Genomic DNA, 15,534 nt, shown 5'->3' with positions numbered 1-15,534 from the left:
GCAAATGGGAGGGCAACGCGGAACGGGGAAGAGGTTAAATGGCCGCCCGCCTGTATCGGCGGCCTTGTGACGCACGCATTTGTGCGGATTTGCCGGCGCAAACGGGCAGAAGGGGGCGCGAGCGCCCCCTCCGCACTCAGCCCTCGATCTTCGAGAAGTCGGCGACCGCGTTCAGAGTCGTGCGGATCTGCGTCAGCAGGCGCAGGCGGTTGGCGCGCAGGTCCTTGTCCTCCGCATTCACCGTGACCTTGTCGAAGAAGGCGTCGACCGGACCGCGCAGCTTCGCCAGCGCCGCCATGGTGCCGGTGAAGTCCTCCGCGTCCAGCAGCGGCTTGGCGGCGGCCGAGGCCTCGTTCAGCGCGGCGAACAGCGCCTTTTCCTCGTCCTGGGCCAGACGGGCGGCATCGACCGGTTGATCGAAGCTCGCGCCGTCCTTCTTCTCCTCGATGCGGACGATGTTGGAGGCGCGCTTGTAGGCCGCTGCCAGGTTGGCGCCCTCGTCGGAGCCGACGAAGGCTTGCAGAGCCTTCACGCGGGCCAGCAGCCGCACCAGATCGTCCTCGCCGCCGAGCGCGAACACGGCATCCACCAGATCGTGACGGACGCCCTGCTCGCGCAGCACCACCTTCAGGCGGTCGGCGAAGAAGGACATCAGGTCGCCGCCGACGCTGCCGGCCGGGGCGAAGCCGCTGACCGTGTAGGCGCCGTGAGCCGCTGCAAACACCTCGGAGAGCTTTACCCGCAGGCCGTTCTCCAGCACCAGCCGGATCACGCCCAGCGCGGCGCGGCGCAGCGCGTAGGGGTCCTTCGAGCCCGTCGGCTTCTCGTCGATGGCGAAGAAGCCGACCAGCGTGTCGATCTTGTCGGCCAGCGCCACCGCCACCGAAACCGGGGCGGTCGGGCAGCTGTCCGACGGACCCAGCGGCTTGTAGTGGTCGGCAATCGCGTTGGCGACGTCGGCGCTCTCGCCCTGGCCCAGCGCATAGTAGCGGCCCATGATCCCCTGCACCTCGGGGAACTCGCCGACCACCTCGGTCACCAGATCGGCCTTGCAGAGCAGGGCGGCGCGGCTGGCGGCGTCGCTGTCGGCGCCGATGGCGCGGGCGATCTCGGCGGCCAGCAGCTGCACGCGTGTGACCTTCTCGGCCACCGTGCCCAGCTTGGCGTGGAAAGTGATCTTCTCCAGCGCCGGGACGCGGGCTTCCAGCTTGGTCTTGCGGTCCTGGTCCCAGAAGAACTTGGCGTCGGACAGGCGGGCGCGCAGAACGCGCTCGTTGCCGGCGACGACGGCCTTGCCGCCGTCCAGCGTCTCGGTGTTCGCCACGACGATGAAGCGCGGCGCCATCTTGCCGGCGGCGTCCAGCACGGCGAAATACTTCTGGTGGGTGCGCATGGAGGTGATGAGGACCTCCGACGGCACGTCCATGAAGCTCTCGTCGATGCCGCCCATCAGCACGACCGGCCATTCGACGAGGCCGGCGACCTCCTCCAGCAGCGCGTCGTCGGGCGACAGGGTCAGGCCCTGCGCGGCGGCCAACGCCTCGGCATCGGCCTTGATCTTTGCCTTGCGCTCCTCGCGGTCGAGCACGACCTTGGCGGCGCGCAGCTTCTCCTTGTAGTCGGCGAAGCTCTCCACCGTGAAGGCGTCGGGCGCCAGGAAGCGGTGGCCGCGGGTGGCGTTGCCGAAGGCGATGCGGCCCTGGGTGCCGCCGATGTCATAGCCGCCGTCGAGCACGCGCCCGCCGAACAGGGCGATGATCGAGTGCAGCGGACGGACCCAGCGCACGGTGCCGGTGCCCCAGCGCATCGATTTCGGCCAGGGCAGCTCGGCCATGGCGGCGGGGATGATCTCCGCCAGCACCTCGGCGGTCTCGCGGCCCTTCTTCTCGGTCACCGCGAAGTAGAAGACGCCCTTGCCGGTGTCGCGCTGCTCGCACTGGTCGAGGCTGTCGAGGCCGGCCGACTTCAGGAAGCCGGCGACCGCCTGCTCCGGCGAGCCGACGCGCGGACCCTTCTTCTCCTCGCGCACGTCGGCGGTGCGTTCCGGCAGCCCGTCGACCACCAGCGCCAGACGGCGCGGGGTGGAATGGGCATTGGCCGTCGTGAAGGTCAGGCCGTTCGCCGCCAGCTTGTCGGTGACGAGGCGCTTCAGGTCGTCGGCGGCCCGCGCCTGCATGCGGGCGGGGATTTCTTCTGAGAAGAATTCGATCAGGAGTTCGGTCATGGGATTACTTCGCCCCCGTCCAGGCTTCACAGCAGGCCTTGGCCAGCGTGCGCACGCGGCCGATATAGGCGGCGCGCTCGACAACGCTGATCACGCCGCGGGCGTCCAGCAGGTTGAACAGATGCGACGCCTTGATGCACTGGTCATAGGCGGGCAGCGCAAGGTTCTGCGCCACCAGCGCCTGACACTCGGCCTCGGCGTCCTTGAAATGCTGGAGCAGCATGTCGGTGTTGGCGAACTCGAAATTATGCTTCGAGTATTCGATCTCGGCGCGCTTGAACACGTCGCCGTACTTCACGCCCTGGCCGTTGAAGTCGAGGTCGTAGACATTCTCCACGCCCTGCACATACATGGCGAGGCGTTCCAGACCATAGGTCAGCTCGACCGCGATCGGATCGCATTCGATGCCGCCGACTTGCTGGAAATAGGTGTACTGCGTCACCTCCATGCCGTCGCACCACACTTCCCAGCCCAGGCCCCAGGCGCCCAGCGTCGGGCTTTCCCAGTCGTCCTCGACGAAGCGGATGTCGTGCAGCGCCGGGTCGATGCCGATGGCGCGCAGGCTGTCCAGGTAAAGCTCCTGCGCGTTGGCCGGCGAGGGCTTCATGATGACCTGATACTGGTAATAATGCTGCAGGCGGTTCGGGTTCTCGCCATAGCGGCCGTCCTTCGGCCGGCGCGATGGCTGGACATAGGCCGCCTTCCAGGCATCGGGCCCCAGCGCGCGCAGCGTGGTCGCGGGGTGGAAGGTGCCGGCGCCGACCTCCATGTCGTAGGGCTGCAGGATCACGCAACCCTTCTCCGACCAGAACTGGTGGAGCGTGAGGATCAGGGCCTGGAACGACAGGCCGCGGCGGTCGGCGGAATTCCCGCCGTCGGAAGTCCCGATCTGGGAGGCCATGGACGGTCCACAATAGAAATGTTGAAAACGCGCCGCACGATAGGCGGGCGTCACCGTCAAATCAAGCCGCAGCGCGGCAAATCGCGCCGCGGCGGCGTCGTGTCGGGGACCAGGGGAGAGCGCGTGCCGCCGTCAGCGGCCGTAGGGGCAGGCCGGGCGGCCGCAGGACACGGCGGAGCGCGGGGCGACATAGGCGCCGCATTCCGGGCACTTCTCCATATCCTCCGCCTCAGCGGCGGCGGAAGTCCGGGTTTCGCGCGGCGACGGGCCGGCGGCGGCGTCGCGGCGGCCCTCCGTCCGGCGGGGGGCGGTGCGGGCGCGGCCGATGGCCTGGACGCGGTTGATCCAGCGCCAGCCGAACCACACGACGCCGATCACCAGCGCAAGGAGAAGAATCTTGGACAAGGATATCATCGCCGGCTACCCGTCTGCTTTGCGCGCATTCAGCCCGCGGGCGACGGGAAGTCAAGGGAATAGGGAAGGGGAGGGCCGCCGTCCCCGATGGGGCGGCGGCCCGTCGGACCCGCCGCTTACTTCGCGGCGACGGCCGGGCGCCAGCTGTAGACCGGGGTGACGCCATAGGTGCGGGTCATGTCGGCCTGACGCAGGCTGCGCACGAGAACTTCCGCTCCGGTGGCGACGCGCACGTCGGTGCCCAGCAGGCCGCAATCCTCCGGCAGGATGTTGACGCACTGGCTGGCATCGACACGGGTCAGCACGATGTCGAAGGGCAGGCCGTTGCGGGCATAGACGCCGAGCAGGCCGGGGGCGGAGGTCGCCGTGCGCAGGGTGACCACGCCGGCCGGCAGCGCGCGGTCGCTTGCCGCGGTCGGGCGCTGGTTGTGGCTTTCGTCCCACACCGGCTGGCCCGAGGAATCCAGCTTGGACTGGGCTGCGGCCCCGCCGCTGAAGCCGGAGAGGGCGAGGGTTGCACCGCTCACCGCCGCCAGGGCCAGGATGGCCATCCGAAACCGCAACATCTTCATACTCCGTTCTTGTGACTTGTCTTTCGGGCGTATGGTCGGCAAACGAAACCGACGAAAGGGCCTCGCGTCCATCCTTCCGCCGCGATCGATCGCTCCACTCGCGTTCAAGCCATATAGTGTCTAAGGGGCCGGGTTGCCTTAGGCCAGACCGGCTAGAGAGTTCGAGCTAAACCCTGTCGAATGGAATTGGCAACCAATCCATCGTTTCCGAATCGGCGAGCATTTCTCGGTGTTAGCTCCCTTTTCCTGGTGGATGTGGTTGGATGGCTCCCGTTTTTGTCCTTGGAGATCCGATGAAACATTTCTCTAAGGTAGGCGGTCCATCATTATCTGGCTATATCAGTGACCGTCCCTTCGCGTTGCGGAAGGTCGTCGGCGGGTTCGAATGTAGAAGGGCAATATAGTTGTCGACGGTGCAGCAGAACATACGGTCGGTCGCGGACCCGATCCTGGAAACCCCTCGGTTGCTCCTGCGTCCGACCAGGGCGGAAGATTTCGAACCCTGGGCCGTCATGATGGCGGACGAGGAGGTGACGAGGCATATCGGCGGCGCGCAGTCGCGTCCCATCGCCTGGCGTGGATTCGTCGCAGTCGCCGGAGCCTGGATGATCCAGGGCTTTTCCATGTTTTCCGTGATCGAGAAATCCACCGGCCTTTGGGTGGGGCGAGTCGGCCCCTGGGTTCCGGAAGGTTGGCCCGGAAATGAGGTCGGCTGGGCGATCTTGCGCAGTCATTGGGGGCGAGGTTATGCCGTGGAGGCGGCAACCGCAGCCATCGATTGGGCCTTCGATACGCTTGGCTGGAAGGATGTGCTTCACACGATCAACCCGCAAAATCTCGCATCCAAGGCGGTTGCGCGGCGGCTGGGCGGGCATATGAGCGGCCTTGCGCCGTTGCCCGAACCCATGGCCCAGCCGATGGCGGAATTCTGGCGTCAAACGCGGGATGAGTGGCGTAGCCATCCGCGATCTTGAAAGGGAAGGTGAGCTTCCCAAGGAGCGGCATTACGCTGGGTTTCACGTTTTGCGGGTTGTAATTGGCGACAAGTTCTCTTGTTAGAATCCCGGATTATCGGCTATCATAATGCATCGAGAGTAGTATGTTTCCCATATCGTCAATTGATTGAGATTTTCTTATGGCTGCGACCAGTGCGATCAAGCTGATCAAGCGTCTTGCCACCGATCCATCTTTTCGGGGCGTGCTCGGAGGCCGCGATATGGGTGCGAAACGCGATGTGCTCGCCCGTCACGGATTCGATAAGGTCACGGTCGCCGATCTGCGCGCGATGGCGCAATCGTCCTCCACTGAAAACACTGTGATGCAGGCCGACCATTCCGCAGTCGACCGGGCGGCGAATTCGTCTGCCGGCATCTCCACGGCCGCCGTTTCGCGAGTCGCCATGTGAAGGACCTGCTTGCGATCGGTTGAGGATACGACCTCCTTCCGCTTCATAAGGTTGAGTGACGGTGTGCGGCAGGGCGAAATCGCCTTCTTCAGGCTGGCTTTCCAAATACATAGGGGATCGGGAATCGCCGCTTCCGAGATCATGGCGAGTTTTTGGCTGCGATTGGCATTCTTATACGGAAGACCTCTCAAGTTCTTCGAGGGTCTTTCGTATGCATATTTTTATTTTGGAAATCAGCTGCCACTCCAACCTGAGGGAGCGGATTGCGTAATCGAAATTAAATAATCTATTCTCAAGTCGATTAATGCGATTTTCGGGTAGCATTTTTTCGGATTGCCTATGTTATTGGTCGAAGCAGTCATATGATTCAGACGCAATCGAATTTGCAGACAGCATAGGAGAGGCAGATGGCCAACGAGAAGGCGCTCGACCTGATTAAGAGCCTTGCTACTGACAGTGCTTTCCGGGACCGGCTTAACGGCGCGGACGCTGCCGGCAAGCAGGCGATCCTCGCTCAAAGCGGCTACGGCGATGTCACGGCGGAAGATGTGCGCTCCGTCGCCGCCCAGGCATTCGGCGCGCTTGCCGGAAATGGCGAGGTGAATTCGGGTCTGGCCGCCGAGTCGATCGCAATGGCCGCCTCCTCGGTGGCTGCGGCTCCGGCCGCCGTTGCCTCGCTGCAAATCCATCCGGCTGCGGTTGCGAGCCTGTCGTCGCTGTTCGCGGTTCCGGCCGCTGCGCAGGCGGCTTCGCTGTTCACGGCACCAGCCAGTCCGTCTGTTCCGTCCGCGCCTGCGTCCTGCGCCTCGCTGCAGGCACATCCGGCTGCGGTTGCGAGCCTGTCGTCGCTGTTCGCGGTTCCTGCCGCGGCGCAGGCGGCCTCGCTGTTCACGGCGCCGGCCAGTCCGTCTGTTCCGTCCGCGCCTGCGGCCGACGCCTCGCTGCAAATCCATCCGGCTGCGGTTGCGAGCCTGTCGTCGCTGTTCGCGGTTCCCGCCGCGGCGCAGGCGGCCTCGCTGTTCACGGCGCCGGCCAGCCCGTCTGCTCCGTCCGCGCCTGCGGCCTGCGCCTCGCTGCAGGCACATCCGGCTGCGGTTGCGAGCCTGTCGTCGCTGTTCGCGGTTCCGGCCACCGCTCAGGCGGCCTCGCTGTTCACGGCCCCGGCCAGCCCGTCTGCTCCGTCCGCGCCTGCGGCCTGCGCCTCGCTGCAGGCACATCCGGCTGCGGTTGCGAGCCTGTCGTCGCTGTTCGCGGTTCCGGCCACCGCTCAGACGGCCTCGCTGTTCACGGCGCCGGCCAGCCCGTCTGCTCCGTCCGCGCCTGCGGCCTGCGCCTCGCTGCAGGCACATCCGGCTGCGGTTGCGAGCCTGTCGTCGCTGTTCGCGGTTCCTGCCGCTGCGCAGGCGGCCTCGCTGTTCACGGCACCTGCCGCTCCGTCTGCTCCGTCCGCGCCTGCGTCCGGCGCCTCGCTGCAGGCACATCCGGCTGCGGTTGCAAGCCTGTCGTCGCTGTTCGCGGTTCCGGCCACCGCTCAGACGGCTTCGCTGTTCTCGGTTCCCGCCGCCGTCGCCAGCCTGTCTTCCTTGTTCGGCGTCCCGGCATCCGCGGCTCCGTCGGTTGAGGCGACTTCGTCTTCGGAGACGCAGGCCGATGCGGGGCCGGCGGCCGATGCTGGCAAGGACACCATCGCCTGATTTGCGTCAGGGCCGGTCTCCCGCGAGGCCGGCCCCACTGCAATTTTTTGGAAGCTGAGGATGCAGGCCTCGACACACCCGGCAGTGCCCGGTCAAACCGACCCGCTTTCCGCCGATCCGCCGCGTTCGGCAGTTGGCATCAGGTTGGGGGATACCATCCACACCGCTGCGAAGAAGTTTTTCACCGGCACCCACCGCACGGCGACGCCGGAAGAGACGCTGGCGCGCATCACTCCTCATCTGGGGCGCTGCGGGATCACCAGGCTGGCCGATGTGACGGGTCTGGACCGGGTCGGCATCCACACCGTGCTCGGCCATCGTCCGAACAGTTCAACCCTGGCGGGAAGCGCCGGAAAGGGCTTCAGTCTCGTGGCTGCCACAGTGTCGGCTGCGATGGAGGGCATCGAATGCTACCATGCGGAGACGATGCGTCTGCCGCATATTGAAGCCGCCTGGAACGACCTGCCTGAAGACGGGCGCATTCCGTCCGACCGGCTTCAGGGCAGTAAGGACTGTGCGTTTCAACCGGACAGGCCGGAATTCTGGACCTGGGGTTGGGATTTGATCGGCGGCCGTTCGGTTGCTGCTCCCTGGACCGCTGTGGGACTGCACAGCGTCGCGGGCGCCAGACCGGGGCCGCGCAGCTTCTATTCTGCGGACACCAATGGCTTAGCCAGCGGCAATCACATCCTCGAAGCCGTTGCCTCCGGACTTTGCGAAGTGATGGAGCGCGATGCGGTTTCTTGTTGGAGCAGGGCCTGCGACGAGTTGCAGATACCGACTCCGCAGGTCGATCTGTCCACCATCGAGTATCCGACGGTCCGTGACCTCCTGCGCCGCTTCGATGAGGCCGGGGTCCGCCCGCTGCTGTTCGACGTCACCAACGATCTCGGCCTGCCCACCTACATGGCGCTGGTTTACGATCGCGATGTGCGGAACATGGGCATGAGCCGCGGTTACGGCAGCCACCTGGAACCGGCCGTCGCGATGTGCCGCGCTCTGACCGAGGCGGTTCAAGCCCGGTTGGTGATGATCGCCGGCTCCCGCGACGATTTTTTCCGGCGGGACATGATCCGCAACCAGAATGCCGATGGAGCGTCCGGAATCGCGGCTCTGGAAGCTCAGCCGGCCGTTGTCGATGGGCGTCGTCATTCCGATCTGTCCACACCGACATTCGAGGGCGACATCGCCGTGCTGCTGGGAATGCTGCAACGGGCGGGACTGTCGCAGGTTCTTGTCTTCGATCTGACCCAGGCCGAAATCGGGATACCGGTTGTCCGGGTTATCGTTCCCGGCCTGGAAGGCTATCGTTCCGATTTCTACGCGCCGGGATCGCGCTCGCACAGCTTTGCCGAAGCGGTCAGAATGCGGATGGCCGCCGGTGGGGGCACGGCATGACAGGGGCTTCGGGCAAGGGCGGGCGTATGAAGATATGTGTTTTCCTTGGTCCGACCATGGCCGTCGAGGACGCCAGAGTGATCCTGCCGGATGCGGTGTATCTGCCTCCGGCCGCTCAGGCCGACATCCTCAGCGCCATGACCATTCACCGGCCGGATGTGATCGCCCTGATCGACGGCGTCTTCGGCCAGTCGCTGTCGGTCTGGCACAAGGAGATCCTGTTCGCGCTCTCCAGGGGGGTCGCGGTCTATGGCGCATCCAGCATGGGTGCGCTGAGGGCGGCTGAATGCCATGGCTTCGGCATGATTCCGGTTGGCGAGGTCGCGCGGCAGTACATCGATGGACGCCTGACCGGCGACGACGAGGTGGCGCTGGCCCATGCCGGCCCTGAGGACGGCTATCTCCCGCTGTCCGAACCGCTGGTGAATCTGCGTGCCAGCCTGGCGGCGGCCCTGGGTGCCGGAGTCATCACTGCGGAACTGCACGACCGGGTGATCGCGGCCGCCAAACGCTGCTATTTTCCCGAACGGACGCGCGACCGGATTTGGACCGAGGCCTCGCTGGCTGTCGCGGAAATCGAGCGGCTGGAGGATTTTCTTGCCGCCGGCGCGGTCGATCAGAAGCGCCGCGATGCGGAATCGCTGCTTGGCCATCTGGCAAGTCTGGTCACTCCGTCGCGCCCGGCGCCCTTCGTCTTCAACGCGTCGCATTATTTCGACGTGCTGTATGAACGCGATCGTCGGGTGGAGCATGGCGACAACACCGTTCCGTTGTCGGACATCGCCCTACATGCCGCCCTGCACCGGCCGGATTTCGCCGAGATCAACAATGCCGCGCTTGGCCGTCTGCTGGCGCTGCAACTGGCCGAAGCCGTCGGGGTGAAGGCGGATGCCGAAGCCATCGCCGCCGAGGCCCGGCGCTTCTGCGTGGCCCGTGGCATCAGCTCCACGGAGGCCTTGCTGCGCTGGTGCCGCAGCAACGATCTGACGGAGGAGGAGTTCGACGCGCTGATCGCCGAGTTGGCCACCGAGCGGGCGATGCGTCACTGGATGATTTCCCGGCGTTTCCTTGCACGGACGACGAAGCCCGTCTTGAATGAACTGCGGTTGCGTGGCCTCTATCAGACAATCGCGGAGGAGGCCGCCTTCATGCAACGTGTGTCGGACCTGCATTTCGGCGGGACCGCCCAGCAATCGCAGGAGACGACCGAAGAGTTGATCCTGGATCACCTCGCTCACACCCCCTGCCGGATCGATGCTCCGCTCGACGTCTGGGCTTATGAATTCGGGTTCAAGGATGTCCTGGATCTCAGGATCGACCTGGTTCGGGCCAAGAAGGTGCGCGACCTCGTCCGCGACCTCGCCGCGGAAGCCGAGTCGGCGCTGCGCGAGGTTGCAGCCAGCCATTCCGCGCTTGAAGAGGAGATGAAGGATTGACCGACGTGACAATCCGTTTGCCGACCCCGCTGCGTGGCTTCGTCGGCGGGCGGGATCAGGTGGCGGTGCCCGGCGGTACGGTGCGCGAGGTTTTGCTGGCGTTGACCGCCGGTCAGGATGCGTTCCACGAGCGCCTGTTCGCCGCCGACGGTGAATTGCGGCGCTTCGTGAACGTCTATCTCGGGCGTGACGATGTGCGCCGGTTGGGCGGACTTGAAACGGCCTTGCCGGCCGGCGCCACCCTGACGGTGATGGTTGCCCTGGCGGGTGGTTGAGGAGACGGTGCATGAGCTTGAAGGACCAGAGGCTGAGCGAGTTGCGTGCCCGGATTCCGGAGATCGCCGTGTCCGACGTCCTCGGCCTGCAGCAGAGCGGTGCCATTCTGATCGACGTGCGGGAGGAAGAGGAGACGGCGGTCGGCATTCCTGCCGGGGCGTTGCGTTTGCCGCGCGGCTTTCTGGAACTGCGCATCGAGGAGCATGTGCCCGATCCGGCGCGTCCGCTCCTTCTGATCTGTGCCGGTGGAACGCGCTCCTTGCTGGCGGCCGAAGACCTGCTGCATTTGGGATATGCCGATGTGCGGTCGGTCAGCGGAGGCTTTTCCGCCTGGAAGGCCGCCGGGTTGCCGGTGGAGGTGCCGCCCCGCCTGGATGCCGGCCAGCGCGAACGTTACCGTCGTCATCTGACGATGCCGGAGGTCGGCGAAGCCGGTCAGCATCGCCTGCTGAGAAGCAGCGTGGCCTTGATCGGCGCCGGCGGATTGGGGTCGCCGGTCGCCCTGTATCTCGCCGCCGCCGGTGTGGGACGCCTGACGCTGATCGATGACGACCGGGTGGAGCGCAGCAATCTGCAGCGCCAGATCCTTCATGCGGAAAGCCGTCTGGGTCAGGACAAGGTGGAGAGCGGACGCATGGCGCTGCTCGACCTCAATCCGACCATCGAGGTTCAGACGCGGAAGCAACGCGTGGAGGCTGCCAACGTGCTCGATCTCCTGGCAGGGCATGATGTGGTGGTCGATGGCTCCGACAACCTGCCCACGCGCTATCTGGTGAACGACGCCTGCCTGCGCCTGGGAATCCCTGTCGTCTATGGCGCGATCTTCCGGTTCGAGGGACAGGTTTCCGTGTTCGGAGGGGCTGCCGCGCCGGGGGAGCGTCCCTGTTATCGCTGTCTGTTTCCGGAACCGCCGCCGTCGGAATATGCACCGTCCTGCGCCGAAGCCGGAGTTCTGGGAATTTTGCCGGGAGTCATCGGGACAATCATGGCCGCGGAGACGATCAAGCTTCTGCTCACTCTCGGGACTTCGCTGTCGGGGCGTCTGCTGATGTATGACGGGTTGCGCGGCGAATTCAACGAGCTTGCGGTGCCGGTGGATCCCGATTGTCCGTGCTGTTCCGGCGTTAATCCCGAACTGCGCGATCTGTCCGCCGTCTGTGGCGCATGAGAGGGCGGGGCGCCAGCACCGGGTGGGATTTGGCGTATGATCGCGGCCCGACGGGGTTCAGGCCGCGAATTTCTGTTCGATCACGCTGCTGACCAGCTTTTTCAGGGCAACGAAGTCGACGGGTTTGGTGACCAGTTCGGTCGCGCCGATGTCCAGGGCGCGTCGGCGGTTTTCCGCATCCCCATAGGCCGTTACCACGATCACCGGAACTTGCGGCAGGTTGGCTTTCACATGCTGCAAGAACTCAAGTCCGCTCATTCCGGGCATGTTGATGTCGCTCAGAACAAGCACGGCCTCAGGCTGCAGCCCTTCGTTAAGGTTGCGCAGGGCCTGTTCCGCCGAAACCGCAAAGTGCAACACCAGTTCGCCCCTGCGCAGTTCCGCACGGAAACGTTGACGAAACAGATCCTCGACATCCGGCTCATCGTCTACAACGAGAATTCCCAATGTCATGGTTTGCGCCGCTCCCCTGGATTGGCCGCCACGGATTTGCGCGGCAGCGAAATCACAAACTCGCTGTATTGGTTTTCGATGCTGGACACATCGAAATGACCCCTGTGTTGATGTACCACGATGTCATAACTCAGGGAAAGACCCAAACCTGTCCCTTCGCCGGCGGGCTTTGTGGTGAAGAATGGCGTAAATATTTTCTCAATCAAAGAGGGCGGGATTCCAATTCCATTGTCTCTAATCCTGATTTCTGCGTCGTCGCTGCGTCCCTGGGTGGCAACTTTCAGTGTGGGAGAATATTGCGGGTCGCCGCAGATGAGCTGCCGACGTCGGAGAGCATAAAAAGAGTTGGTGTACAAATTCACCAGAACACGGGAAATGTCCTGAGGCACCAGGTCCAGTTCCCCCAATGTCGGATCGAAGTCCCGCTCAAGCGTTGCATTGAAACTGGAATCCTGGGTTCTGCTTGCCTGATAGGAAAGCATAAGAGCTTCGTCGACCAAGGCGTTGAGATCGACGGATTGCCATTCGCCGCCGCCACCACGGGAATGATCGAGCATGCTCTTGACGATGCGGTCGGCCCGTTTGCCGTGCTCTCCGATCTTGCGCAGATTGCTTTGCAGATCCTTGATTAGGGCATCCACCTCGATCCCGGCTTCGGAAGGAAGACCTGATTTCAGCGGATTCAGGAAGGCGAGAAGTTCATCGAGAAGCTCGCCGCTCAAGTCGGCGAAATTATTGACGAAATTCAGCGGGTTCTTTAGTTCGTGTGCGATTCCGGCCGTGAGCTGGCCAAGAGAGGCCATTTTCTCCTGAACGATCAACTGCTGCTGGGTTTCCCGCAGTTCCCGCAGGATCGACTCTGCTCTTTCCTTGGCTTCACGCAGCTCGGTTTCGATCCGCTTCCGATCGGTGATGTCATATTGAGTGATGACGTACCCGCCGTCGGCGCGTGGAGCGGTTCGGATATCCAGAGTTCGACCGTTCGGCACCTCCCGCTCGGCATTGGCCACGCCCTTGACGCGCAGCTTCGCGCACAGGGCCTGGATCGTTTCATGTCGGGGAACGTCGCCATAATCTCCCCGGCTGTGGTTGTAGTCCAGAGTCGCGGATACTGGCGTGCCCGGAGGGAACATTCCCGGAGGATAGTCCCAAAGTCTGAAATATTCGCTGTTTGCACCCTCCAGCCGCAAATCCTTGTCCAGCATCAGGACGCCGTTGGGCATGGCGTCGATCGCGGCCTGAAGCAATTGCCCCTGGCGCGGCAGATCGGCGTTCGCCGGATGGGGACGCATCTGGGTCAGCATTTCCATGATCGCCGGACCGTCTGCCCACTCCACCGTTTCCAGCAGCTGGTCGAACCACTGTAGGCTGGAATCGGCGCGGTAACGCTTTACCCGACGGGCCTCCAGCCGCAGCTGGCCGCCAAGGCATCGGGCATAGGCCTTTTCTTCGGCATGGAGCGCGTCCTCCGGCACGATGGACAGCACGTTCGACAATGCCAGGATTTCGCGTGTCGTCGGATAACCGAGAAGATTGGCCAGCGCGGTGTTGCAATAGAGCACGCGGCCGTTGCGGTGAACGATCAGGCCCGGCATCGTCTCGATCAGCAATGCGCGGTAGCGATGGGCATTGTCCAATGCCTCATCCACCGACTGGGGAGGGGGAATCGGCCGATCGTTAAGCTCGTCCATGCTGCATGTTTCCGCTTCACCGGTTCGAATGCCCGCGCGCCAATGCCTGCCGACGGCGGGAGCGGACGGCAGGCACCATGACAGAGCCGGTCAGGGAGCGTCCAGCGGCAGACGCAGGACAACGGTCGTGCCGTGTCCGGGAGCGCTGTCGATGTCGATCTCGCCGCCCAGCTTGCCGGTGACGAGGTTGAATACCGCATAGAGCCCCAACCCCATGCTGCCCGATCCACGCCGGCTGGTGGCGAAGGGCTGGAACAGCCGTGGCTGGATGTCAGCCGGGATGCCGCGGCCGTTGTCGGACACGGACAGCTCGACCCGCTCATTGCCAAGCAGCCGGACCGACACCATGACCCGACCCCGGCGGTTCGAACCGTCATCCGGCCCATCTTCCGGACCATCGACTCCGCCACCGGCCATGGCACCGGCGCCGACGCCATCCATGGCGGCCATGGAGGCGGGCTCCGGCTCGAAGGCATGGGCGAAGGCGTTGGTCAGCAGCGCCAGAAGCACCTCGGTCAAGGCACCTGGATAGGTGTCGAGCGCCAGCCCGTCCGGGCAGTCCAGCACAAGCTCGTGCCCGGCGGCGGCCGGCTGCACCTGCACCGCCAGCACAATGTCCGACAGGTAGTCGCGCAAGCCGACGCGGCTGCGCGGCGAACTGGCCTTGCCCTCCGTCACCAGCTTCAGGCTCTGGATCAGCGCTGCGGCGCGCTCGATGTTGGCGACCAGCAGGGTGGAAACCTCGCTGGCGGTGCCGACATAGTCCTGGAAATCGCTCTTGCGCAGCTGTCCGCCGTTGAAGGTCGTGATGATCGCTTCCGACGCCGCCTGCAGATGGGTGGCGGCGGTCAGCGCGATGCCGACGGGGGTGTTGATCTCGTGCGCGACCGCGGCGATCAGCTGGGCGATCACCGTCATCTTCTCCGCCCGGATCAGATGGGACTGCATGCGCTCCAGGTCGGCCAGGGCCTGTTCGGCCGATTCCTTGGCGCTGCGCAGCGCCTCCGCCTGCACCTTGCGCTCGGTGATGTCGTATAACCAGACGATGAAGACCGGCTGGTTTTCGTAAGAGGTGCGGTCGACGGACATCGCCATCCACACCGTCCGCCCATCCTCGCGCACATAGTGGATTTCGTCCGACGGCGCCACTGATCCCGGCGCCCGGTCCGGCAGCCTTTCCAGCACATGGCGGAACAGGGTGGGGGAGCAGCGCTGCTGCATCGCCTCCGCCGGCACGCCGAACAGCTCGACGCAACGCTGGTTGCAGTAGAGCAGCTCCCCGGCTTCGGTGATGATCGACACGCCGATGGGGCTGCCGTCCAGCACCCGGCGCAGGCGGGCGGCCTGGGCGCGCGATGCCGCTTCGGCCGTCCGCGTCTCCTGCAAGGCGTCGCGCAGCCGCCGCACGGCGCGGCAGGCCTCCAGCGTCTTGTGGATGGTGGCTTCCAGGTCGCTGAAATCGATCGGCTTGATGATGAAGTCGAAGGCGCCGCGGTTCATCGCCGCCCGCACATTGCCGAGATCGCCATAGGCCGAGACCATCACCGCACGGATGTCGGCATTCACCTGGGGCAGATGATCGAGCAGAGTCAGCCCGTCCATCCCCGGCATGTTGATGTCGCTCAGCACCATGTCGATGTCGGGCCGGGCGCGCAGTGTCTCCAGCGCCTCCTGCCCGTCATGGGCAAACAGGAACTCCAGTTCACCGGCGCGGACGGCGCGACGGAAACGCTGCATGATCAGCGTTTCGACGTCCCTCTCGTCGTCGACAACCAGAATCTTTCCCATCCCGCCTTCCTACCGACAACCCGCCCGACCCGCGCCGCTACCGGATCCGGGCGCTACACCATAAGCGCGGATCGCCCGAACGGGAAGCACCGTGGCGTACGGTGCCCCATCGGT

The 15,534-nt window shown here is 64.7% G+C and carries 14 protein-coding genes; 7 read left to right on the top strand and 7 right to left on the bottom strand.

The features are described 5' to 3' along the window. Positions 1 to 136: 136 nt before the first annotated feature. From glyS to A6A40_RS09245, 4 genes are all read right to left on the bottom strand, one after another. Positions 137 to 2,224 carry a glycine--tRNA ligase subunit beta gene (glyS, locus tag A6A40_RS09260; RefSeq protein ID WP_063635137.1) on the bottom strand — a complete coding sequence of 696 codons (2,088 nt, stop codon included), beginning with the start codon at positions 2,222 to 2,224 and terminating at the stop codon, positions 137 to 139. Positions 2,225 to 2,228: 4 nt separating this feature from the next. Continuing rightward, entirely contained in the window at positions 2,229 to 3,125 is an 897-nt protein-coding gene (locus A6A40_RS09255) for a glycine--tRNA ligase subunit alpha (RefSeq protein WP_063635136.1), read from the bottom strand. 132 nt (positions 3,126 to 3,257) lie between these two features. After that, a complete protein-coding gene (locus A6A40_RS09250) occupies positions 3,258 to 3,539 on the bottom strand; it encodes a hypothetical protein (protein WP_063635135.1) in 282 nt (93 codons plus the stop codon). 116 nt (positions 3,540 to 3,655) lie between these two features. Further along, a complete protein-coding gene (locus tag A6A40_RS09245) occupies positions 3,656 to 4,090 on the bottom strand; it encodes a hypothetical protein (protein WP_236783623.1) in 435 nt (144 codons plus the stop codon). A gap of 434 nt (positions 4,091 to 4,524) precedes the next feature. Here A6A40_RS09245 and A6A40_RS09240 point away from each other — a divergent pair, with 434 nt between their 5' ends. From A6A40_RS09240 to moeB, 7 genes are all read left to right on the top strand, one after another. Next, on the top strand, positions 4,525 to 5,085 hold the full coding sequence (locus A6A40_RS09240; RefSeq protein ID WP_236783785.1) for a GNAT family N-acetyltransferase: 561 nt from the start codon (positions 4,525 to 4,527) through the stop codon (positions 5,083 to 5,085). Between the two features lie 161 nt (positions 5,086 to 5,246). Then, positions 5,247 to 5,516 carry a hypothetical protein gene (locus A6A40_RS09235; RefSeq protein WP_063635133.1) on the top strand — a complete coding sequence of 90 codons (270 nt, stop codon included), beginning with the start codon at positions 5,247 to 5,249 and terminating at the stop codon, positions 5,514 to 5,516. 407 nt (positions 5,517 to 5,923) lie between these two features. After that, complete coding sequence (locus tag A6A40_RS30380; protein ID WP_063635132.1) at positions 5,924 to 7,210, top strand: hypothetical protein; 1,287 nt, start codon at positions 5,924 to 5,926, stop codon at positions 7,208 to 7,210. A 60-nt stretch (positions 7,211 to 7,270) separates the two neighbouring features. Further along, a complete protein-coding gene (locus A6A40_RS09220) occupies positions 7,271 to 8,608 on the top strand; it encodes a YcaO-like family protein (RefSeq protein ID WP_082860764.1) in 1,338 nt (445 codons plus the stop codon). Continuing rightward, entirely contained in the window at positions 8,605 to 10,044 is a 1,440-nt protein-coding gene (locus A6A40_RS09215; protein ID WP_236783622.1) for a TfuA-like protein, read from the top strand. The genes A6A40_RS09220 and A6A40_RS09215 overlap by 4 nt, the downstream gene beginning before the upstream one ends. 5 nt (positions 10,045 to 10,049) lie before the next feature. Further along, positions 10,050 to 10,319: a MoaD/ThiS family protein gene (locus tag A6A40_RS09210; protein ID WP_063636197.1), complete on the top strand. Its 270-nt coding sequence runs from the start codon at positions 10,050 to 10,052 to the stop codon at positions 10,317 to 10,319. Positions 10,320 to 10,330: 11 nt separating this feature from the next. Then, positions 10,331 to 11,488, top strand: coding sequence for a molybdopterin-synthase adenylyltransferase MoeB (gene moeB / locus A6A40_RS09205; protein WP_063635130.1), 1,158 nt, complete (start codon positions 10,331 to 10,333; stop codon positions 11,486 to 11,488). A 57-nt stretch (positions 11,489 to 11,545) separates the two neighbouring features. On the opposite strand, the gene A6A40_RS09200 is transcribed toward moeB, so the two are convergent. The 3 genes from A6A40_RS09200 to A6A40_RS09190 all read right to left on the bottom strand — a co-directional run bounded on the left by A6A40_RS09200 (position 11,546) and on the right by A6A40_RS09190 (position 15,420). Further along, a complete protein-coding gene (locus A6A40_RS09200; protein WP_063635129.1) occupies positions 11,546 to 11,941 on the bottom strand; it encodes a response regulator in 396 nt (131 codons plus the stop codon). Beyond that, a complete protein-coding gene (locus A6A40_RS09195) occupies positions 11,938 to 13,632 on the bottom strand; it encodes a PAS domain-containing sensor histidine kinase (RefSeq protein WP_063635128.1) in 1,695 nt (564 codons plus the stop codon). The genes A6A40_RS09200 and A6A40_RS09195 overlap by 4 nt, the downstream gene beginning before the upstream one ends. Positions 13,633 to 13,722: 90 nt before the next feature. Then, the gene (locus tag A6A40_RS09190; protein WP_063635127.1) at positions 13,723 to 15,420 is read right to left on the bottom strand and encodes a response regulator; all 1,698 of its coding nucleotides are present in this window, start codon (positions 15,418 to 15,420) and stop codon (positions 13,723 to 13,725) included. Between the last annotated feature and the right edge of the window lie 114 nt (positions 15,421 to 15,534).

The sequence above is a fragment of the Azospirillum humicireducens genome (assembly GCF_001639105.2).
GTDB classification, from domain to species: Bacteria; Pseudomonadota; Alphaproteobacteria; order Azospirillales; family Azospirillaceae; genus Azospirillum; species Azospirillum humicireducens.
Note: the sequence above shows the minus strand (reverse complement) of the source record. Positions and strands in the feature narration are given on the sequence as shown.

What these genes read in the sequence shown, in the direction of transcription:
- A6A40_RS30380 (WP_063635132.1), top strand. Translation starts at nt 5,924, where the DNA reads ATGGCCAACGAGAAGGCGCTCGACCTGATTAAGAGCCTTGCTACTGAC.
- A6A40_RS09220 (WP_082860764.1), top strand. Translation starts at nt 7,271, where the DNA reads ATGCAGGCCTCGACACACCCGGCAGTGCCCGGTCAAACCGACCCGCTT.
- A6A40_RS09200 (WP_063635129.1), bottom strand. Translation starts at nt 11,941, where the DNA reads ATGACATTGGGAATTCTCGTTGTAGACGATGAGCCGGATGTCGAGGAT.
- glyS (WP_063635137.1), bottom strand. Translation starts at nt 2,224, where the DNA reads ATGACCGAACTCCTGATCGAATTCTTCTCAGAAGAAATCCCCGCCCGC.
- A6A40_RS09255 (WP_063635136.1), bottom strand. Translation starts at nt 3,125, where the DNA reads ATGGCCTCCCAGATCGGGACTTCCGACGGCGGGAATTCCGCCGACCGC.
- A6A40_RS09235 (WP_063635133.1), top strand. Translation starts at nt 5,247, where the DNA reads ATGGCTGCGACCAGTGCGATCAAGCTGATCAAGCGTCTTGCCACCGAT.
- A6A40_RS09215 (WP_236783622.1), top strand. Translation starts at nt 8,605, where the DNA reads ATGACAGGGGCTTCGGGCAAGGGCGGGCGTATGAAGATATGTGTTTTC.
- A6A40_RS09245 (WP_236783623.1), bottom strand. Translation starts at nt 4,090, where the DNA reads ATGGCCATCCTGGCCCTGGCGGCGGTGAGCGGTGCAACCCTCGCCCTC.
- A6A40_RS09250 (WP_063635135.1), bottom strand. Translation starts at nt 3,539, where the DNA reads ATGATATCCTTGTCCAAGATTCTTCTCCTTGCGCTGGTGATCGGCGTC.
- moeB (WP_063635130.1), top strand. Translation starts at nt 10,331, where the DNA reads ATGAGCTTGAAGGACCAGAGGCTGAGCGAGTTGCGTGCCCGGATTCCG.
- A6A40_RS09190 (WP_063635127.1), bottom strand. Translation starts at nt 15,420, where the DNA reads ATGGGAAAGATTCTGGTTGTCGACGACGAGAGGGACGTCGAAACGCTG.
- A6A40_RS09195 (WP_063635128.1), bottom strand. Translation starts at nt 13,632, where the DNA reads ATGGACGAGCTTAACGATCGGCCGATTCCCCCTCCCCAGTCGGTGGAT.